Consider the following 15,516-nt stretch of genomic DNA (forward strand, 5'->3'; position numbering starts at 1 on the left):
ATGTAGCCGCATTCCATTGTCTGTGTAGGAAATGTTCACGTCGAGACACATTTGGACACTTTCCTGAATGTGTTCGAAGGGTTAGGCTGCGCGTTCATTTCGCCAGCACCCAGACAATGCTCCAACAATTTCTGCATGACTTCGGCTACTTTGCCCTTTTTCTCGGCACGTTCTTCGAAGGCGAAACCATCCTGGTGCTCGCGGGTTTCCTCGCGTTTCGCGGATACATGGATATCAACCTGGTCGTGGTCGTGGCGTTCTTCGGCAGTTATGCCGGTGATCAGTTGTGGTACTTCCTGGGGCGCAAGCACGGGCGCAAATTGCTTGCACGCAAACCGCGCTGGCAATTGATGGGCGACCGGGCACTGGAGCACATCCGTAAGCATCCGGACATCTGGGTTCTGAGTTTCCGCTTCGTTTATGGGTTGCGCACGGTGATGCCCGTGGCGATCGGCTTGTCGGGTTATCCGCCGGGACGTTACCTGCTTCTGAACGGCATTGGCGCAGCGATCTGGGCCACCGCGCTGGCCGCTGCCGCTTACCATTTCGGCGCTGTGCTCGAAGGCATGCTCGGCAGCATCAAGAAATACGAGCTGTGGGTACTCGGCGCGTTGCTGGTGCTGGGTGTTGGCCTGTGGCTGCGCCGCCGCTTCAAGAATGCCCGTTTGGCGAAGCAGGTTTACGCCGACGAGCAGGCAGCGAAAGCCGCGCAGTTGCATCAGATCGAGCAGGCCAAAGTCGCCGACCCTAAGACGCCAAACGAGTAATTCGCTGGCGAACGCCATACAGCCCGATGCCACTGAGCAGGCTGTAACCGAGCAAGCCAGCCCAGGCCACCGGGCTGGCCGGCCATAGCCCGACCAGCGGCGCCAGCCACACCAGCGGCAGATTCGACGCCAACCGCAACAGCTCGACCTTCAGCGCCCACGGGCGATTCTCCAGGGCCACGCCCAACGCAAACAGACCGAACGCCACCGCCCCCCAACCGAGCACCAGCGCGGCGCTCGGCAGAGTGGTTTCCAGATTCATCAGGTAACTGCCCAGCGCGATATAGACGCAGAATTGCGCCGCCACGTACCACTGCTGGCGGCTCTCGAGCGGTATGTCGAATTTGCGAAACCGGGTCAGGTCCGGCTTGTTCAGCGGGTACTTCGCCGCCACATCCGCCGGACGCCAACCGGTGCGCATAAACCAGATCCGCAGCTTGTCCCACATGCTCTCCGTGCGCCGCGCGTCATCCCACAACTGCGCATAAAACTGCAGGTTGGCCCACAACGGATTCCAGCTCGCCAATGGCGTGGTCACGCCGAAAATCACCGGTTCGTTGTCGTCCTCTTCCTGGAACGAGCCAAACAGCCGATCCCAAATAATGAACACCCCGCCGTAGTTGCGATCCATGTAGAGAGCGTTCTGTGCATGGTGAGCCCGATGATTGGATGGCGTGACGAAGAACCATTCGAACCAGCCAAGCTTGGGAATGTGCTGGGTGTGCACCCAAAACTGATAGAGCAGATTCAGCGCCGCAACGCTGACGAACACCAGCAGCGGCACGCCAAGTACGGCCATCGGCAGGTAGAAGATCCAGCTCAGCAGAAATCCGGTGCTGGTCTGGCGCAACGCCGTCGAGAGGTTGTACTCCTCGCTCTGGTGATGCACCGAATGCGCCGCCCAGAGGATGTTGCGTTCATGGCCCATGCGGTGCAGCCAGTAATAGCAGAAGTCATAGAGGATGAAAGCGAACACCCAGACCCAGAGGCTCTGCGCCGGCAGCCTGAGCAACGCCAGATGTTCCAGGGCAAAGGCATAGGTCACAAGGCCGACGCCTTTGGTCAGCAGCCCGGTAGTGGTCGACAGCACACCGGTGCTGATGCTGTTCACCGCATCGGCCAGGCGATAGTGGCTGACCCCGCGCCAACGGTCGGCGATCAGCTCCACCACAATCAAAACGAAGAAAAACGGCACCGCATACAGAATGAAGTTCATGACGTGTTCCGAGCCAATTCCATGCAACAGATCGTAGGCCTGAGCGCGAATTTACCCTATGGCAACGCGCGACAAATTAGTGGACATTTAGCGCCATGAAACTGGAGAGAAACCCATGAGCAAAAAAGTTGCAGTGATCCTGTCCGGCAGTGGCGTTTACGACGGAGCAGAAATCCAGGAAAGCGTCATCACCCTGCTACGCCTTGATCAACGCGGCGCGCAGGTACAGTGCTTCGCCCCGAACATTGCGCAATTGCATGTAATCAATCACCTGACCGGCGACGAAATGCCCGAGTCGCGCAACGTGCTGGTGGAGTCGGCGCGCATCGCCCGGGGCAACATCAAGGACATTCGTGAGGCCGACGTCGACGACTTCGATGCGCTGATCGTGCCGGGTGGCTTTGGGGCGGCGAAGAACCTGTCGAACTTCGCCATCGAAGGCGCCGGCTGCACCGTGCAGCCAGACGTTCTGGCCCTGGCCGAAGCGTTTGCCGAAGCAGGCAAACCAGTGGGGCTGATCTGCATCTCGCCGGCACTCGCGGCAAAGATCTACGGCCCGGGCGTGACCTGCACCATCGGCAACGATGCCGACACCGCCACCGCGATGAACAAGATGGGCGCCACCCACGAAGAGTGCGCAGTGACCGACATCATCGAAGACAAGGCACGCAAACTGGTGACGACCCCGGCTTATATGCTGGCGCAGAACATCAGTGAAGCGGCTTCGGGGATTAACAAACTGGTCGACCGCGTCCTTGAGCTGACTCACGAGAACGACGCCTGATCCGATCATGCTGAAGAGATTTTGTGGTGAGGGGATTTATCCCCTCACCACAGATATTCGGATGAATCAGGATTGGCGTGAAAGACGGGTGAGGATTCGATCCAGCGCATTGGCAAACGCCTGCTTCTCGCGCTCGCCAAACGGCGCCGGGCCGCCGCTCATCTGGCCTTGTTCACGCAGGTCGGTGAACAGATTACGCACGGCCAGGCGCTCGCCCATGTTCTGCGCATCGAACTCTTTGCCTCGCGGATCAAGCGCCGCCACACCCTTTTTCACCAACCGATCGGCCAGCGGAATATCGCTGCAGATCACCAGCTCACCGGGCACGGCGTGCTCGACCAGATAATCGTCCGCCGCATCCGGGCCGCTGGGCACCACGATCAACTTGACGATGGCCAGCCCCGGTTTGGTCTGCGGCTGCCCCGCCACCAGCACCACTTCGAACTGGCGCTTGAGCGCGAACTTCACCACGAGATCCTTCGCCGCCCGTGGACAGGCGTCGGCATCGATCCATACACGCATGTTGTTTTCCTCAATTCAAAAAGCATCGCGGGCAAGCCCGCTCCCACAAGGTTAACGCTAAACCTGTGGGAGCGTGGCTTGCCCGCGAATGTGAGCGCAGCGAATGCCGTTAGGCGGCGACTCGCTTCTTCTCAGCCAGCCGACTACGGCTATACAGCACGATGATCGCCACAATCGCCACTGCCTGGGCCGTCAGCGAATAGGCATCGGCATGAATCCCCAGCCAGTCGAAATCGAAGAACACCACCGGCCGCGTGCCGAAGATCCCCGCTTCCTGCAACGCCTTCACGCCATGCCCGGCAAACACCACCGACAGCGCACACAGCAGCGCGGCGTTGATGCTGAAGAACAGCGTCAGCGGCAGTTTTGCCGAACCGCGCAGGATCACCCAGGCCAGACCGACCAGCAGCACCAGCGCCGTCGCACCGCCTGCCAATACCGCGTTGTGTCCGGCAGGACCGGCCTGCAACCACAGGGTTTCGTAGAACAGGATCACTTCGAACAGCTCGCGATACACCGAGAAGAACGCCAGGATCGCGAAGCCAAAACGCCCGCCACCGCCGACCAGACTGCTCTTGATGTAATCCTGCCAGGCTGCTGCGTGACGGCGGTCGTGCATCCACACACCGAGCCACAACACCATCACACTGGCGAACAGCGCCGTAGCGCCCTCGAGCAATTCACGCTGCGAGCCGCTGACATCGATCACATACGCCGCCAGCGCCCAAGTCCCCAGGCCGGCCAGCAACGCCAGGCCCCAACCAACGTTAACGCTACGCACCGCCGATTGCTGACCGGTGTTGCGCAGGAACGCGAGGATCGCCGCCAGCACCAGAATCGCTTCCAGCCCTTCGCGCAGCAAAATCAGCAGACCGGAGATAAAGCTCAGCGACCAGCTCAAACCATCGCTGCCGAGCAGACCGGCGGATTCCTTGAGTTTGGCCTTGGCCGCGTCCAGACGCTGTTCGGCCTGGGCCACCGGTAACCCGTCCTGCAACGACTGCCGATAAGCCATCAGGGATTTTTCAGTGTCTTTGCGCACGTTGGCATCGACGTTATCCAGCGAACTCTCGACCAGTTCGAAGCCTTCCAGATACGCCGCCACCGACAGGTCGTAGGCCTGATCGTGGTCGCCAGCGCGGTAAGCCACGAGGCTCTTGTCCAGCGTTGCAGCGGTGTAGTCGAGCAACTGCGCCGGGCCACGCTTGACCTGCGGCGGCTGCGCACGCTGGGCGCGGAACGTCGCGGCGGCTTGCGCGCCTTCGGCAATTTGCACTTCGGCCGGGGTCTGGCGGGCCAGATCGGCGATGTTGTAGGTCTGCCCGGATTTGGCTGCCGAGGCATCGGCGCTGAGCCCGGCGACGTATGTCGCCATGTCCCAGCGCTGGCGATCATCCAGTTGATCGGCAAACGACGGCATATCGGTGCCTTCGACGCCTTGACCGAGGGTGCTGTAGATCGCGTAGAGGCTCAGGTGATCCAGACGGGCGGCGTCGCGCAGGTTGGCCGGGGGCGGTGTCAGGCCGACACCGGCCGGGCCATCGCCCGCGCCCGTTTCACCGTGGCACACCGAGCAGTGCTGGGCGAAGAGCGGTGCGGCACGCGCCGGATCGGGCGTGATGACCGGCGCCTGGCTGACCTCATAGGCCACGGCCAGTTTCGCCCCCAGTTGCCGCGCCTGACGGGCAACTTCCGCGCCGTCCTGCCGAGCGGTGACCGCCGCGCGCAAGGCAATCACACCTTGCTCCAGCCCGGCCTTTTCCGGTTTAACCGGCAAATCCGCGATCAGCCCCTGCAACACCTGAATGAATTCCAGTTGCTCACGGTATTCAGAGTCGTCGACGACTTTGCCCGCTTCCACCGTCGGCGGATAGTCGGCACTGATGTAATCGAGCATGTGCAGCGCTTGCGGCGCGCCTTCCACCGTATCGGCCAACAGGTTTGAGCAACTCAGGGCGCACAACGGGAACAACAGCCAGGCCAGAAAACGGGACGGCGCAGTCATGAACGAATCTCAATTGGTAATACGAAGTAACACATTGTTCACTTCCAATGAGATTCCCTCAAGCTTTGTCAGCGCGGCGGTCGTTTTTTTCAGCGTAACGGTGCAGCTTTTGTCCGGTAATGTGCGTGCTTGAACTCGACGAACACCTGCACCTTGAGTGCGACATGCCGGGGCAAACAGCCCTTATACTGCGTCACCTCCCGCCCTTGCCGTTCAAGGAAGAACCTGCCTCCATGCGCCGTAGCCTGCCGTTTTGCCTGTTGTTCAGCGCCCTCATGCAACTGAACGGTTGCGCCGCTTACCGCGATTACGATGCAGAGATGCAGCAGACCATCGATCAGATGGCGGCGGGCAATCTCAACGAAGCGCTCTATCTGATGGAGTTGAATAATCCCTGGGAAGACAAGGATCTGCTGTATTACCTGGAAAGAGGCGCCATTCTCAGTGCCGGCACGGCCCTGCCAAAAAGTCAGGAAGCCTGGCGCACGGCTGACCGGATGATTGTCCAGCGCGAAGAGGCCGTCCCCTCCGCTGGCATGAAGCTGCTGACCCGGTTCGGCAACGAAATGGGCACCATGCTGGTCAACGACAAGTTGCTGCGCTACGAAGGTTACGACTACGAAAAAGTCATGCTGACCACCGAGATGGCGCTCAACCAACTGGCGGAGAACGATTTCGACGGTGCGCGCGCCGACATCAAGAAAACCCACGAACGCGAAACCCTGATTGCGCGCCAGCGGGAACGGCAATACGAAGAAGCTGAAGAACAGGCCAAAAGCCAAGGGATCACGTTGCGTTACAAGGATCTGCAAGGCTATCCGGTCACTGTCCTCGACGCCCCGCAAGTGGTTGAACTGAAGAACGGCTATCAGAGTGCATTCAGCCATTACCTGGCGGGCTTCACCTATGAAGCGTTGGGCGAACGCACGCTCGCGGCACCGGGTTATCGCCAGGCCATTGAGTTACGCCCGGGCGTACCGTTTCTCGAGAAAGCCTTGCGCAATCTGGACAAGCCCGCGCCGGCAGCGGATGAAAGCGAGATCCTGGTCGTTGTCCAGGCCGGTTTCGCGCCGGTGCGCAGTTCGGTGCAAGTGCCGATCCCGGTGCGGCTGAACGAAAACCTGACGATTGTCGCGCCGATCTCGTTTCCGGTGATGGTGCCCGATACGATCACACCGCCTGTTCCGAGTGTGCTCGTCGACGGCAAACAATACCCATTGACGATGATCAACAGCGTTACTGACATGGCCATGCGTACCTTGCGCGATGACATGCCGGCGATCATCTCTCGCGCCATGTTCCGCGCCAACATGGCCGCCATCAGTCAGGCTCAAAAGAATGAACGCAATCCGGCCACAGCTTCGCTGGTGGTTACTGAACACGATCCTTTCGAAGAGGCGGATACGCGCACCTGGCGCACCCTCCCGGACAAAACCCTGGTCGCCCGTCTACGCCTGAAAAAAGGTCTGCATCGCGTGAGCTTCCCGTACTTGCGTGCAGCGGACGGGTTCACCGTGCGTGTCGACCAGAACCATCAGGTGTTCAACCTGCGGGTATTCATGGGCGTGAACTACTACGTGGGGTCTTCGCTGGTGCTACCCGAAGTACCAGAGCCTGCTAACGCTGGCAGTACCGGGCAGTAATGGCACCTAACTAACCGATGCAATTAAAAAGCTATTACATAGCCACTAGCACCCGCTTATAATGCCGCGCCCTCGCTATCGCGATGCGGCATAAAAGCTCCTCTGGTTATGAGGAATTGGCAGGAGGCCAACGCCACTGTCGATGGGTCACACCAGCCCGACCAGCATCCGCGGCTGTAGTTACTCCAGGGAAGAAGTACCCCCATGGCATTCCGCGCCCCCACTCTGATTGCGCTCAGCGCCGTCACTCTGCTGTCCGGCTGTTCGGCGTTTCGCAACTACGACTCCGAGCTGGCCCAGACCAACCAGCAACTGGCTTCCGGCAATGTCGATGCCGCGCTGACCCTGCTGGAAAAGAACAACACCAGCGCCGACAAAGACCTGCTCTATTACTTCGAGAAAGGTGAACTGCTGCGCGCCAAGGGCGACTTGTCCGGCAGCCAGAACGCCTGGACCAGCGCCGACCAGGTGGTGGGTCAGTGGGAAGACGCGGTCAAGCTCGACACCGGCAAGTACCTGGCCCAGTTCGGCAGCTTCATCGTCAACGACAAGGTTCGCCGCTACGAAGGCTACGACTACGAAAAAGTCATGCTGACCACGCAAATGGCCCTGAACCTGCTGGCGGTCAATGACTTCGACGGCGCGCGCACTGCGATCAAGAAGACTCACGAACGTGAAGCGGTGATCGCCGACCTGCGCGACAAGGAATACCTCAAGAGCGAGGAAGAGGCCGAGAAAGAAGGCATCAAGACTCAGTACAAGGATCTGCAGGGCTATCCGGTCGCCAGCCTCGATGCGCCGGAAGTGGTCGGCCTGAAGAACAGCTACCAGAGTGCGTTCAGCCATTACCTGGCCGGTTTCGTTTACGAAGCCCTTGGCGAAAAAGACCTGGCTGCACCGGGCTACCGCAAGGCCGCAGAACTGCGCCCGAACACGCCGCTGCTGGAACAGGCGCTGGTCAACCTCGACAAGCCGACCAAGAGCGATGACAGCGACATCCTGATCGTGGTGCAAAGCGGTCTGGCGCCGTCCCGCGATTCGATTCGCGTGCCACTGCCGCTGCCAATCTCCAACAACTTGGTGATCACGCCGCTGTCGTTCCCGATCATCAAGCCTGACACCTCCACCGCGCCGTTCGCGCAGATCGGTGTCGACGGCCAGCAAGTCAACCTGACCGGCCTCAACAGCACCACCGCCATGTCTCGCCGCGCCCTGCGCGACGACATGCCGGGGATTATCCTGCGCACCACCGTGCGCGCGATCACCAAAGGCGTGGCACAGAAGCAGATCAACGAAACCAATCCACTGGCCGGTCTGGCCGTGGGTATCTCTTCAGCTGTGCTCGAAGGTGCCGATACCCGTACGTGGCGCACGCTGCCGGACAACACCCAGGTGGTGCGTCTGCGCTTGAAGAAAGGTGAACACCAAGTCACTCTGCCGAGCGCTGTGGGCGGTTCGGTGGTCAAGATCACCGTCGATCAGCGTTATCAGGTGATCAGCCTGCGTGCCGTGGGCAATCAGGTGTTTGCTGGCGGTCTCGCCGCCCACGTGATCCCGAGCGCCGCTGCGACCAACGTCGCCAGCCTCAAACAACCTTAAGAACGGAGTCTTTGCATGCGCTTCAAACTCATCGCCGTCGCCGCCCTCGCCGTGCTGGCCAGCGGCTGCGCCACCCCGCCACCTCCTGAGCCGGGCAGCGCCGCGAGCAAAGTCGTGGCCATGGGGCCGCAAAAACACATCGTCGTCGGCGCCATGCGCGTCGCCCGCGAAAACGGCTTCATGACCGTCAATGTGCAGTTGAGCAACACCCTCAACAGCAACAAGATTTTCTACTACCGCTTCGCCTGGCTCGGCCCTGAAGGCTTCCCGGTCGCGGAAGAAGAAGTCTGGAAAAGCCAGATGATGTACGGCGCGCAAACCAGCTTCGTCCAGGCTATCGCCCCGACGCCGAAAGCCGTGGATTTCCGTCTGGAAATCAAGACGCCTTAAGTCCGCTTCCCCCTATTCCTGTTTTAGAGAGCACTGTCATGTTTGCACGCTTTTCCTGCATCGCCGTTATCGCCCTGCTGGCTTCCGGTTGCGCCAACACCTCGCCAACCCTGGGCAGCAAGAACATCAGCTACGGCGACACCAAGGCTGTTGAAACCGTCACCAACGAATTCGGTTCGACTGACCTGCAAATGATCGCCGAGTCGATGACCCGCTCCCTGGCCCAGTCCGGCATTCTGCAGGGCCGCCCGGTGGTTCAGGTCTACGACGTGAAGAACAAGACCAGCGAGTACATCGATACCCGCGAAATCACCACCAGCATCAAGACTCAGCTGATGAAAACCGGCGTTGCGCGCTTCGCCAGCGACAACAATGCGATGCAGAGCCAGGTTGATCAGCTCAAGCTGCAAAACCAGAGCGGCCTGTACAAGAAGAGCACCGTGGCCAAGACTGGCAACATGGTTGCCGCCAAGTACCGCATCGAAGGTTCGATCAGCTCGATCGTCAAGCGCAGCAGCGATTACAAGGACGTCTTCTACAAGTTCAGCCTGCAATTGATCGACGTTGAAAGCGGTCTGGCCGAGTGGATGGACGAAAAAGAGATCCGCAAAACCACGGAGCGTTAATCGATGCGCACATGGATTGGCATGATGGCCCTGGCTTGCGCGTTTGGCGCGCAAGCGGCCCCGAAAGTCGCGGTGACGGATCTGGCGTATCAGGAACGTGTGGAGCAATACATCCACATCGTTTCGGCGCAGAACAATTACCGCGAGGGTTACTACAGCTCCAGCGGTTCTTCGAGCTATAACGAGATCGAAGCGACCACCAGCTACATCGAGCAGACCGAGCTGCGCAAATTCACCGGCGACATCAAGGGTGAAATTCTGCGTACCGGTATGTTCCAGCTGGTGCAGGGCACGCCGTACACCGCGTCGTCCAAGGGTGACATCTACGACGTGATCAAGCGGATCAAGGCCGGCAACTTCAAGGGTGCCGACTATGTTCTGTTTGGCACCGTGTCAGACATCGACTTCACCCAGGACATGAACGAGCTGGCGCACACCGACAGCTATTCGGCGGTACTGGGCCTGACGCTGGTGGCGGACTTCAGCCTGATCAACACCAAGACCTTCGAAATCACGTCGGCCTTCACGGCGATGGGTGAAGCGCAGGACACCAAATTGGTGAACCACCGCGACATCAAGATCTCGCTGAACCGCCCACGGGTGGTGCGCGAGGTGTCGAAGGCGCTGGGTGAGGACGTGGCCGGACAACTGAGCCAACAGCTCGGAGGCGGCGGTTACGAGCAGCCGCGCGAGCCGCAGCAGCGTAACAACCTGCCGCGCGATACCGCACCGGTGATTTTGCGCTGATTGCAGGCCTGCACAAATCTGCAGTGGACTTTTGTGGTGAGGGGATTTATCCCCGATGGGCTGCATAGCAGCCCCCTTTCTTTCAAGATCAAGAGGGGCCCGCTTCGCGAGCCATCGGGGATGAATCCCCTCGCCACAAAAACATCCTCAGCACTAATAAAAAAGGCGACCTCATGAGGTCGCCTTTTTTGTGCCTGCGGGGTTTATACCGCCGCTTTACGCAACGTCGCCATAAACGCCGCCGCGCCGATGAACAGCCCGGCAAACGTGCGGTTCATGCGTTTCTGTTGTGTTGGCGTGCGCAGCAGGCGCAACACTTTCGACGCCAGACCGGTATAGCCAGCCATGACAATCAGGTCGACAAAGATCATGGTCGCGCCGATCACCAGATACTGGATCAGCAGCGGCGCGTGGGGATTGATGAACTGCGGCAGCACCGCCAGCATGAACACCAATGCCTTGGGGTTGCTGATATTCACCAGAAAACCGCGGAAGACCAGCGCCAACGGCTTGCCGATCGGCCGCACCGCTGCGTCATCGCTCATGTCCATGGGCAGCGCGCGCCATTGCTTGATCGCCAGATACACCAGATAGGCCACACCAAACCATTTGATCGCATGGAACGCAGTGGCCGAAGCGGTAAGAATCGCGCCGACACCGGCGCCGACAATCGCGATCTGCACGGCCAGGCCGATTTGCAGGCCCAAGGCATTCCAGTAACCACGCCAGAAGCCGTATTGCAGACCGCTGGACATCGACGCAATGGCGCCAGCGCCCGGGGAAAGACTGATCACCCAGCAGGCGGCGAAGAACGCCATCCATGTTTGTAGCTCCATCGCACACCTCGACTCTGACTCGTGACAGACGTCCAAGCTAATGCGATCTATGGATCTTGAAAAGCCTTACTTCTCGAAACCGCTCGAAGGGAACACATCCGTCCCCCGCCAACGCCGCACCGAACGCTGGAAGAACAAGCTGTTCGGCACCTGCACCATCGCGCTGCCGGTGCCCAGCTCCTCAGCCTCGATCAACGTGGTGTAGAGCAGATTGATCGCCACCACCCGTCCTTTGACGCCGGGCTTGTCGGTGGTATCGACCAACTCGACCACATCACCGAGGCGAAACGGCCCGACGGTGAAGATCAGAATCGCGCAGAGCAGATTCGACAGCACACTCCACATCGCGAAGAACGCCACCGCCGCCACCGCGACGAAACCCGACAGCGCGGTCCACAGTACCGTGGCCGAGACGCCGAGGCGCTGCAGGACAAAGATCACCGCACTGCCCATGATCAGCCAGCGCAACACGCCACGCAGCGGCATCAGCAGTTGCGGCGGAAACGGGTAACGCTCGCCCAGACGGGTCAGGCATTTGGCGACAAAGCGCTGGGCAATGTAACCGGCCAGCAGGATCAGCAGAATCTGCACGCCGAGCCAGATCGGCTCGACCCACATGGCGGGCAGCGGCAGCTTGAACGCTTCCATCAGGACAACGCCTCCAGCTCCGCCTGCATGCTTTCCAGGGTTTCCAGGGCTTCCATCCACGCTTCTTCAAGTTCGGCTTCGCGCACTTTCAGCTTGGCTTGTTCAGCCAGCAGATCACGCAACTCGTTCTTGCGTGCTGGCTCGTAGATTTCGCTGTCGCCGAGACTGGCATCGACCTTGGCCAGTTTTTCGTGGAGCTTGCCCAGTTCGGCTTCAAGCTTGTCGGCTTCACGCTTGTGCGGTGCCAGTTGCTGACGCAACGCAGCAGCGGCCTGACGCTGAGCCTTCTTGTCGGTTTTGTCCGGGTTCACCGGGGTGTTGCTGACCGGCGCATTGCGTTGACGGTATTCCACCAGCCAACGCGCATAGTCTTCGAGGTCGCCGTCGAATTCTTCGACCTTGCCGTCGGCGACCAGATAGAAGTTGTCGGTGGTGCTCTTGAGCAAGTGACGATCGTGAGAGACCACGAGAACCGCACCACTGAACTCCTGCAACGCCATGGTCAGCGCCAGGCGCATTTCCAGGTCGAGGTGGTTGGTCGGTTCGTCGAGAAGCAACAGGTTCGGCCGTTCCCAGGCGATCAACGACAGGGCCAGACGGGCCTTCTCGCCACCGGAGAAATTCAGTACCGGCTCGTCGAGCCGCGCGCCACGGAAGTCGAAACCACCGAGGAAGTCACGCAGGGTCTGCTCACGCTCGGTCGGCGCCAGACGCTGCAAGTGCAGCAACGGGCTGGCCTTGGAGTCCAGTGAGTCGAGTTGATGCTGGGCGAAGTAGCCGACCACGGTGTTCTCGCCTCGGGTCAGGCGACCGGCCAGCGGTTGCAGCTCACCGGCGAGGTTCTTGATCAACGTCGATTTACCCGCACCGTTGGGCCCGAGCAGACCGATCCGCGCGCCGGGGGTCAGTTGCAGCTTGACCTTCTCCAGCACGGTTCGGTCGCCGTAGCCCAGGTTCGCATCGGACAAATCAATCAACGTGCTGGAGATCTTCGTCGACTCGCGGAACACGAAGTCGAACGGCGAATCGACGTGAGCCGCCGACAACTCTTCCATGCGCTCCAGCGCCTTGATCCGGCTCTGGGCCTGACGGGCCTTGGTGGCCTGAGCCTTGAAGCGGGCGATGTAGCTTTCCATGTGCGCACGCTGCGCCTGTTGCTTCTCGTAGGCCTGTTGCTGCTGGGCCAGACGCTCGGCACGGGCGCGTTCGAACGCGGTGTAGCCGCCCCGATACAGGGTGATTTTGCGTTGATCGACGTGGGCAACATGGTCGACGACTTCGTCGAGGAAATCGCGGTCGTGGGAAATCAGCAGCAAGGTGCCTGGATAGCTCTTCAGCCACTCTTCGAGCCAGATGATGGCGTCGAGGTCCAAGTGGTTGGTCGGTTCGTCGAGCAGCAGCAAGTCCGAGGGGCACATCAATGCCTGCGCCAGATTCAGACGCATCCGCCATCCACCGGAGAAATCTCCTACCTGGCGATCCATCTGCTCATTGGTGAAACCCAGACCGGCGAGCAACTTGCGCGCCCGCGCGTCGGCGGTGTAGCCGTCAGCGCTGTCGAGTTCGGCGTGCAGACGAGCCAGCGCCACGCCGTCATGGGCCGCTTCGGCCACTGCAAGGTCGCGTTGCACCTCACGTAGACGCAGGTCGCCATCGAGCACATAGTCGACCGCCAGGCGCTCGAGGGTATCGACCTCCTGACGCATGTGCGCGATCCGCCAGTCAGCCGGCAGCAGGCAATCGCCCGAATCCGGGTGCAACTCGCCGCGCAGCAAGGCAAACAGGCTGGATTTGCCGGCGCCGTTGGCACCGATGAGGCCGGCTTTGTGGCCGGCGTGCAGGGTCAGCTCGGCGTCTTCTAGCAGACGTTGCGGGCCACGCTGTAAAGTCAGGTTCTGAAGTCGGATCATAATGGCGGCGGAGTCTACCAGCTTCGCTCACAACTGGCGCGAGTAGCACGATGTCCTCTGACCTGTGGAGCTTTTCCCTTGCCACCTACGCCCGCCCGGGCGTGGAAGACGCCTGCCTGCAATTGCAAACGGCGGGGGCCAATGTGTGCCTGCTGCTGTGCGGTTTATGGCTGGAGCAACGTGGCGTGGCCTGCGATCAACAGCGCGTGCAACAGCTTCAGGCGTTGACCGAGCCTTGGGATATCGAGGTCGTGCAACCGCTGCGTGCATTGCGCGTGCAATGGAAGGCGGGGGCTGTGGAGGATGCGGTGTTGAAAGGCATGCGTGACCAAGTCAAGGCGCTGGAGCTTGAGGCTGAGCGTGCGTTGTTGTCACGGCTAGAGGGGATTGCGCAGGTGTGGGCGCGCAATGCATCGGGATCGATGGCGTGGCTGGAGGTACTGGCAGGCCCAGGGGCCAGCCCGAACCGCGATGCGCTGCAAGTGCTGCGCATCGCGGCAACCGGCACTTAGGAAGCGCTGGTTGGGTTGCTGGTAACGCTCGACGCAGCGGCTGGCGTTGGCGCAGTCGTAGAAGTCGAGGTAGTAGCGGCTGGCGCAGGTGCTGCTGGCGAGGCCGAGGTTGCCGGTGCGGCAGGCTTGGCAGCTGTCGCGGTGGCCGGTTTGGCAGCGGCTGGTTTGGCAGCAACTGGTTTTTTCGCGGCTGGTTTTGCAGCTGGTTTTGCTGCGGGCTTGGCAGCCGGTTTGGCAGCGGCGGCCGGTTTAGCGGCTGGCTTGACTGCTGGTTTTGCAGCAGGCTTGGCGGCGGCTTTCACTGCAGGTTTTGCAGCAGGCTTGGCAGCTGGTTTTGCGGCGACTCTGGTAGCTGGTTTTGCAGCCGTTTTAGCAGCAACTGGTTTGGCGGCGGACTTGGCGGCAGGTTTTGCAGCGGCAGTTTTAGAGGCCGGTTTTGCAGCTGCGGTTTTAGCTGGAGTTGCTTTGACTGCGGCTGTTTTTGCAGCGGGTTTTGCCGCAGCAGTTTTGGCGGCAGCAGGTTTTGCCGCAGTGGTTTTAGCCGCCGGTTTCGCAGCGCTCGCCGCAGCCGGTTTTTTTGCCGCAGGCTTGGCAGCGGGTTTTGCTGCAGCTTTCACGGGCGCTTTGGCCACTGGTTTGGCGGCGGCTTTAGCGGCTGGTTTTGCAGCAGCGGTTTTCGCCGGCGCCTTGGCTGCAGCAGGTTTGGCTGCGGCTTTCTTGGCAGGTGCCGCCGCTGGTTTGGCCGAGCGGGACGACAATACTTTGCCCACTGCTTCCTGGACACGACCAACACCCTGGGCCAGTTTCAGGCTTTCCTGGGCATCGCGCTTGAGTTGCAGAATGTAGCTGCGAGTGTCGGACTGACGCTCTTTCAGCGCATCGAGCAGGTCTTCAAGTTCTTTCACTGCGCCTTTGGCTTTGGTCTGCGCCTTGGCTTTGCCGGCGGCAGCTGCGTCCTGCAATTTGGTGCGGGATTTGTGCAGTTTTTCTTGCGCCTTGCCGCGTTGCTTTTCCAGTTTGGCGAGCAGTTTTTCAGCATCAGCCAAGGCTTGGGAGCAAGCGTTTTCCAGATGCTCGAGCAAGCTGCCCGAGAGTTGTTGGAGTAAGTGCAACGGAGTGTTTACAGGCTTCTTGGTGGCCGACATGGTTTACCTCCTGGCTGACGTGAGTGCGGCTCATACTAGACCTCTGCAGTTACCGCCGCTAGGTCATCTTGACAGTATCGAAACCGTTGCGTTGCAACGAAGTGAAAATGTTCTTCAACAAGTCAAAAGCAGTTCACCGTTACAGACGTTCGCGCTGGCATAATCC

At 60.3% G+C, this 15,516-nt stretch carries 15 protein-coding genes; 8 read left to right on the forward strand and 7 right to left on the reverse strand.

All coding sequences use genetic code 11. From position 1 onward, the window contains the following. Nucleotides 1-116: 116 nt before the first annotated feature. Nucleotides 117-767 (forward strand): DedA family protein, encoded by a 651-nt coding sequence (locus tag ACA074_RS26960; RefSeq protein WP_187678225.1) that lies wholly within the window; start codon nucleotides 117-119, stop codon nucleotides 765-767. Here ACA074_RS26960 and ACA074_RS26965 read toward each other — a convergent pair. Then, nucleotides 748-1,983 carry a sterol desaturase family protein gene (locus ACA074_RS26965; RefSeq protein ID WP_401264516.1) on the reverse strand — a complete coding sequence of 412 codons (1,236 nt, stop codon included), beginning with the start codon at nucleotides 1,981-1,983 and terminating at the stop codon, nucleotides 748-750. The two genes, ACA074_RS26960 and ACA074_RS26965, sit on opposite strands and share 20 nt — an antisense overlap. A 115-nt stretch (nucleotides 1,984-2,098) precedes the next feature. On the opposite strand from ACA074_RS26965, the gene elbB reads away from it, so the two are divergent. Continuing rightward, complete coding sequence (gene elbB, locus ACA074_RS26970; RefSeq protein ID WP_401264517.1) at nucleotides 2,099-2,767, forward strand: isoprenoid biosynthesis glyoxalase ElbB; 669 nt, start codon at nucleotides 2,099-2,101, stop codon at nucleotides 2,765-2,767. Between the two features lie 66 nt (nucleotides 2,768-2,833). Here elbB and ACA074_RS26975 read toward each other — a convergent pair whose 3' ends face one another. Beyond that, on the reverse strand, nucleotides 2,834-3,289 hold the full coding sequence (locus tag ACA074_RS26975; RefSeq protein WP_187678228.1) for a YaiI/YqxD family protein: 456 nt from the start codon (nucleotides 3,287-3,289) through the stop codon (nucleotides 2,834-2,836). 109 nt (nucleotides 3,290-3,398) lie between these two features. After that, on the reverse strand, nucleotides 3,399-5,294 hold the full coding sequence (locus ACA074_RS26980; protein WP_497678089.1) for an FTR1 family protein: 1,896 nt from the start codon (nucleotides 5,292-5,294) through the stop codon (nucleotides 3,399-3,401). A gap of 233 nt (nucleotides 5,295-5,527) precedes the next feature. Between ACA074_RS26980 and ACA074_RS26985 the strand changes: the two genes are divergently transcribed. The 5 genes from ACA074_RS26985 to ACA074_RS27005 all read left to right on the forward strand — a co-directional run bounded on the left by ACA074_RS26985 (nucleotide 5,528) and on the right by ACA074_RS27005 (nucleotide 10,299). Next, nucleotides 5,528-6,937, forward strand: coding sequence for a COG3014 family protein (locus tag ACA074_RS26985; protein ID WP_497678090.1), 1,410 nt, complete (start codon nucleotides 5,528-5,530; stop codon nucleotides 6,935-6,937). Between the two features lie 204 nt (nucleotides 6,938-7,141). Continuing rightward, complete coding sequence (locus ACA074_RS26990) at nucleotides 7,142-8,536, forward strand: COG3014 family protein (protein ID WP_497678091.1); 1,395 nt, start codon at nucleotides 7,142-7,144, stop codon at nucleotides 8,534-8,536. Between the two features lie 15 nt (nucleotides 8,537-8,551). Next, the gene (locus ACA074_RS26995) at nucleotides 8,552-8,926 is read left to right on the forward strand and encodes a YcfL family putative periplasmic lipoprotein (protein ID WP_187678232.1); all 375 of its coding nucleotides are present in this window, start codon (nucleotides 8,552-8,554) and stop codon (nucleotides 8,924-8,926) included. Nucleotides 8,927-8,964: 38 nt separating this feature from the next. Next, entirely contained in the window at nucleotides 8,965-9,552 is a 588-nt protein-coding gene (gene lpoB, locus ACA074_RS27000) for a penicillin-binding protein activator LpoB (protein WP_016772610.1), read from the forward strand. A gap of 3 nt (nucleotides 9,553-9,555) precedes the next feature. Beyond that, the gene (locus ACA074_RS27005) at nucleotides 9,556-10,299 is read left to right on the forward strand and encodes a penicillin-binding protein activator LpoB (RefSeq protein ID WP_401264528.1); all 744 of its coding nucleotides are present in this window, start codon (nucleotides 9,556-9,558) and stop codon (nucleotides 10,297-10,299) included. A 203-nt stretch (nucleotides 10,300-10,502) separates the two neighbouring features. Here the strand turns inward: ACA074_RS27005 and ACA074_RS27010 are convergent, their stop codons facing one another. From ACA074_RS27010 to ACA074_RS27020, 3 genes are all read right to left on the reverse strand, one after another. Next, nucleotides 10,503-11,135 carry a LysE family transporter gene (locus ACA074_RS27010; RefSeq protein ID WP_497678092.1) on the reverse strand — a complete coding sequence of 211 codons (633 nt, stop codon included), beginning with the start codon at nucleotides 11,133-11,135 and terminating at the stop codon, nucleotides 10,503-10,505. 66 nt (nucleotides 11,136-11,201) lie between these two features. Continuing rightward, nucleotides 11,202-11,783 carry a mechanosensitive ion channel family protein gene (locus tag ACA074_RS27015; protein WP_187678235.1) on the reverse strand — a complete coding sequence of 194 codons (582 nt, stop codon included), beginning with the start codon at nucleotides 11,781-11,783 and terminating at the stop codon, nucleotides 11,202-11,204. Then, nucleotides 11,783-13,693, reverse strand: a complete 1,911-nt coding sequence (locus tag ACA074_RS27020; protein ID WP_497678093.1) for an ATP-binding cassette domain-containing protein — start codon at nucleotides 13,691-13,693, stop codon at nucleotides 11,783-11,785. The genes ACA074_RS27015 and ACA074_RS27020 overlap by 1 nt, the downstream gene beginning before the upstream one ends. Before the next feature lie 50 nt (nucleotides 13,694-13,743). Here ACA074_RS27020 and ACA074_RS27025 point away from each other — a divergent pair, with 50 nt between their 5' ends. Beyond that, entirely contained in the window at nucleotides 13,744-14,205 is a 462-nt protein-coding gene (locus ACA074_RS27025; RefSeq protein WP_497678094.1) for a TIGR02444 family protein, read from the forward strand. Here ACA074_RS27025 and ACA074_RS27030 read toward each other — a convergent pair. Then, nucleotides 14,202-15,350 (reverse strand): AlgP family protein, encoded by a 1,149-nt coding sequence (locus ACA074_RS27030; protein ID WP_497678095.1) that lies wholly within the window; start codon nucleotides 15,348-15,350, stop codon nucleotides 14,202-14,204. The genes ACA074_RS27025 and ACA074_RS27030 overlap by 4 nt on opposite strands. Between the last annotated feature and the right edge of the window lie 166 nt (nucleotides 15,351-15,516).

This window comes from Pseudomonas sp. LBUM1655, from assembly GCF_059716085.1.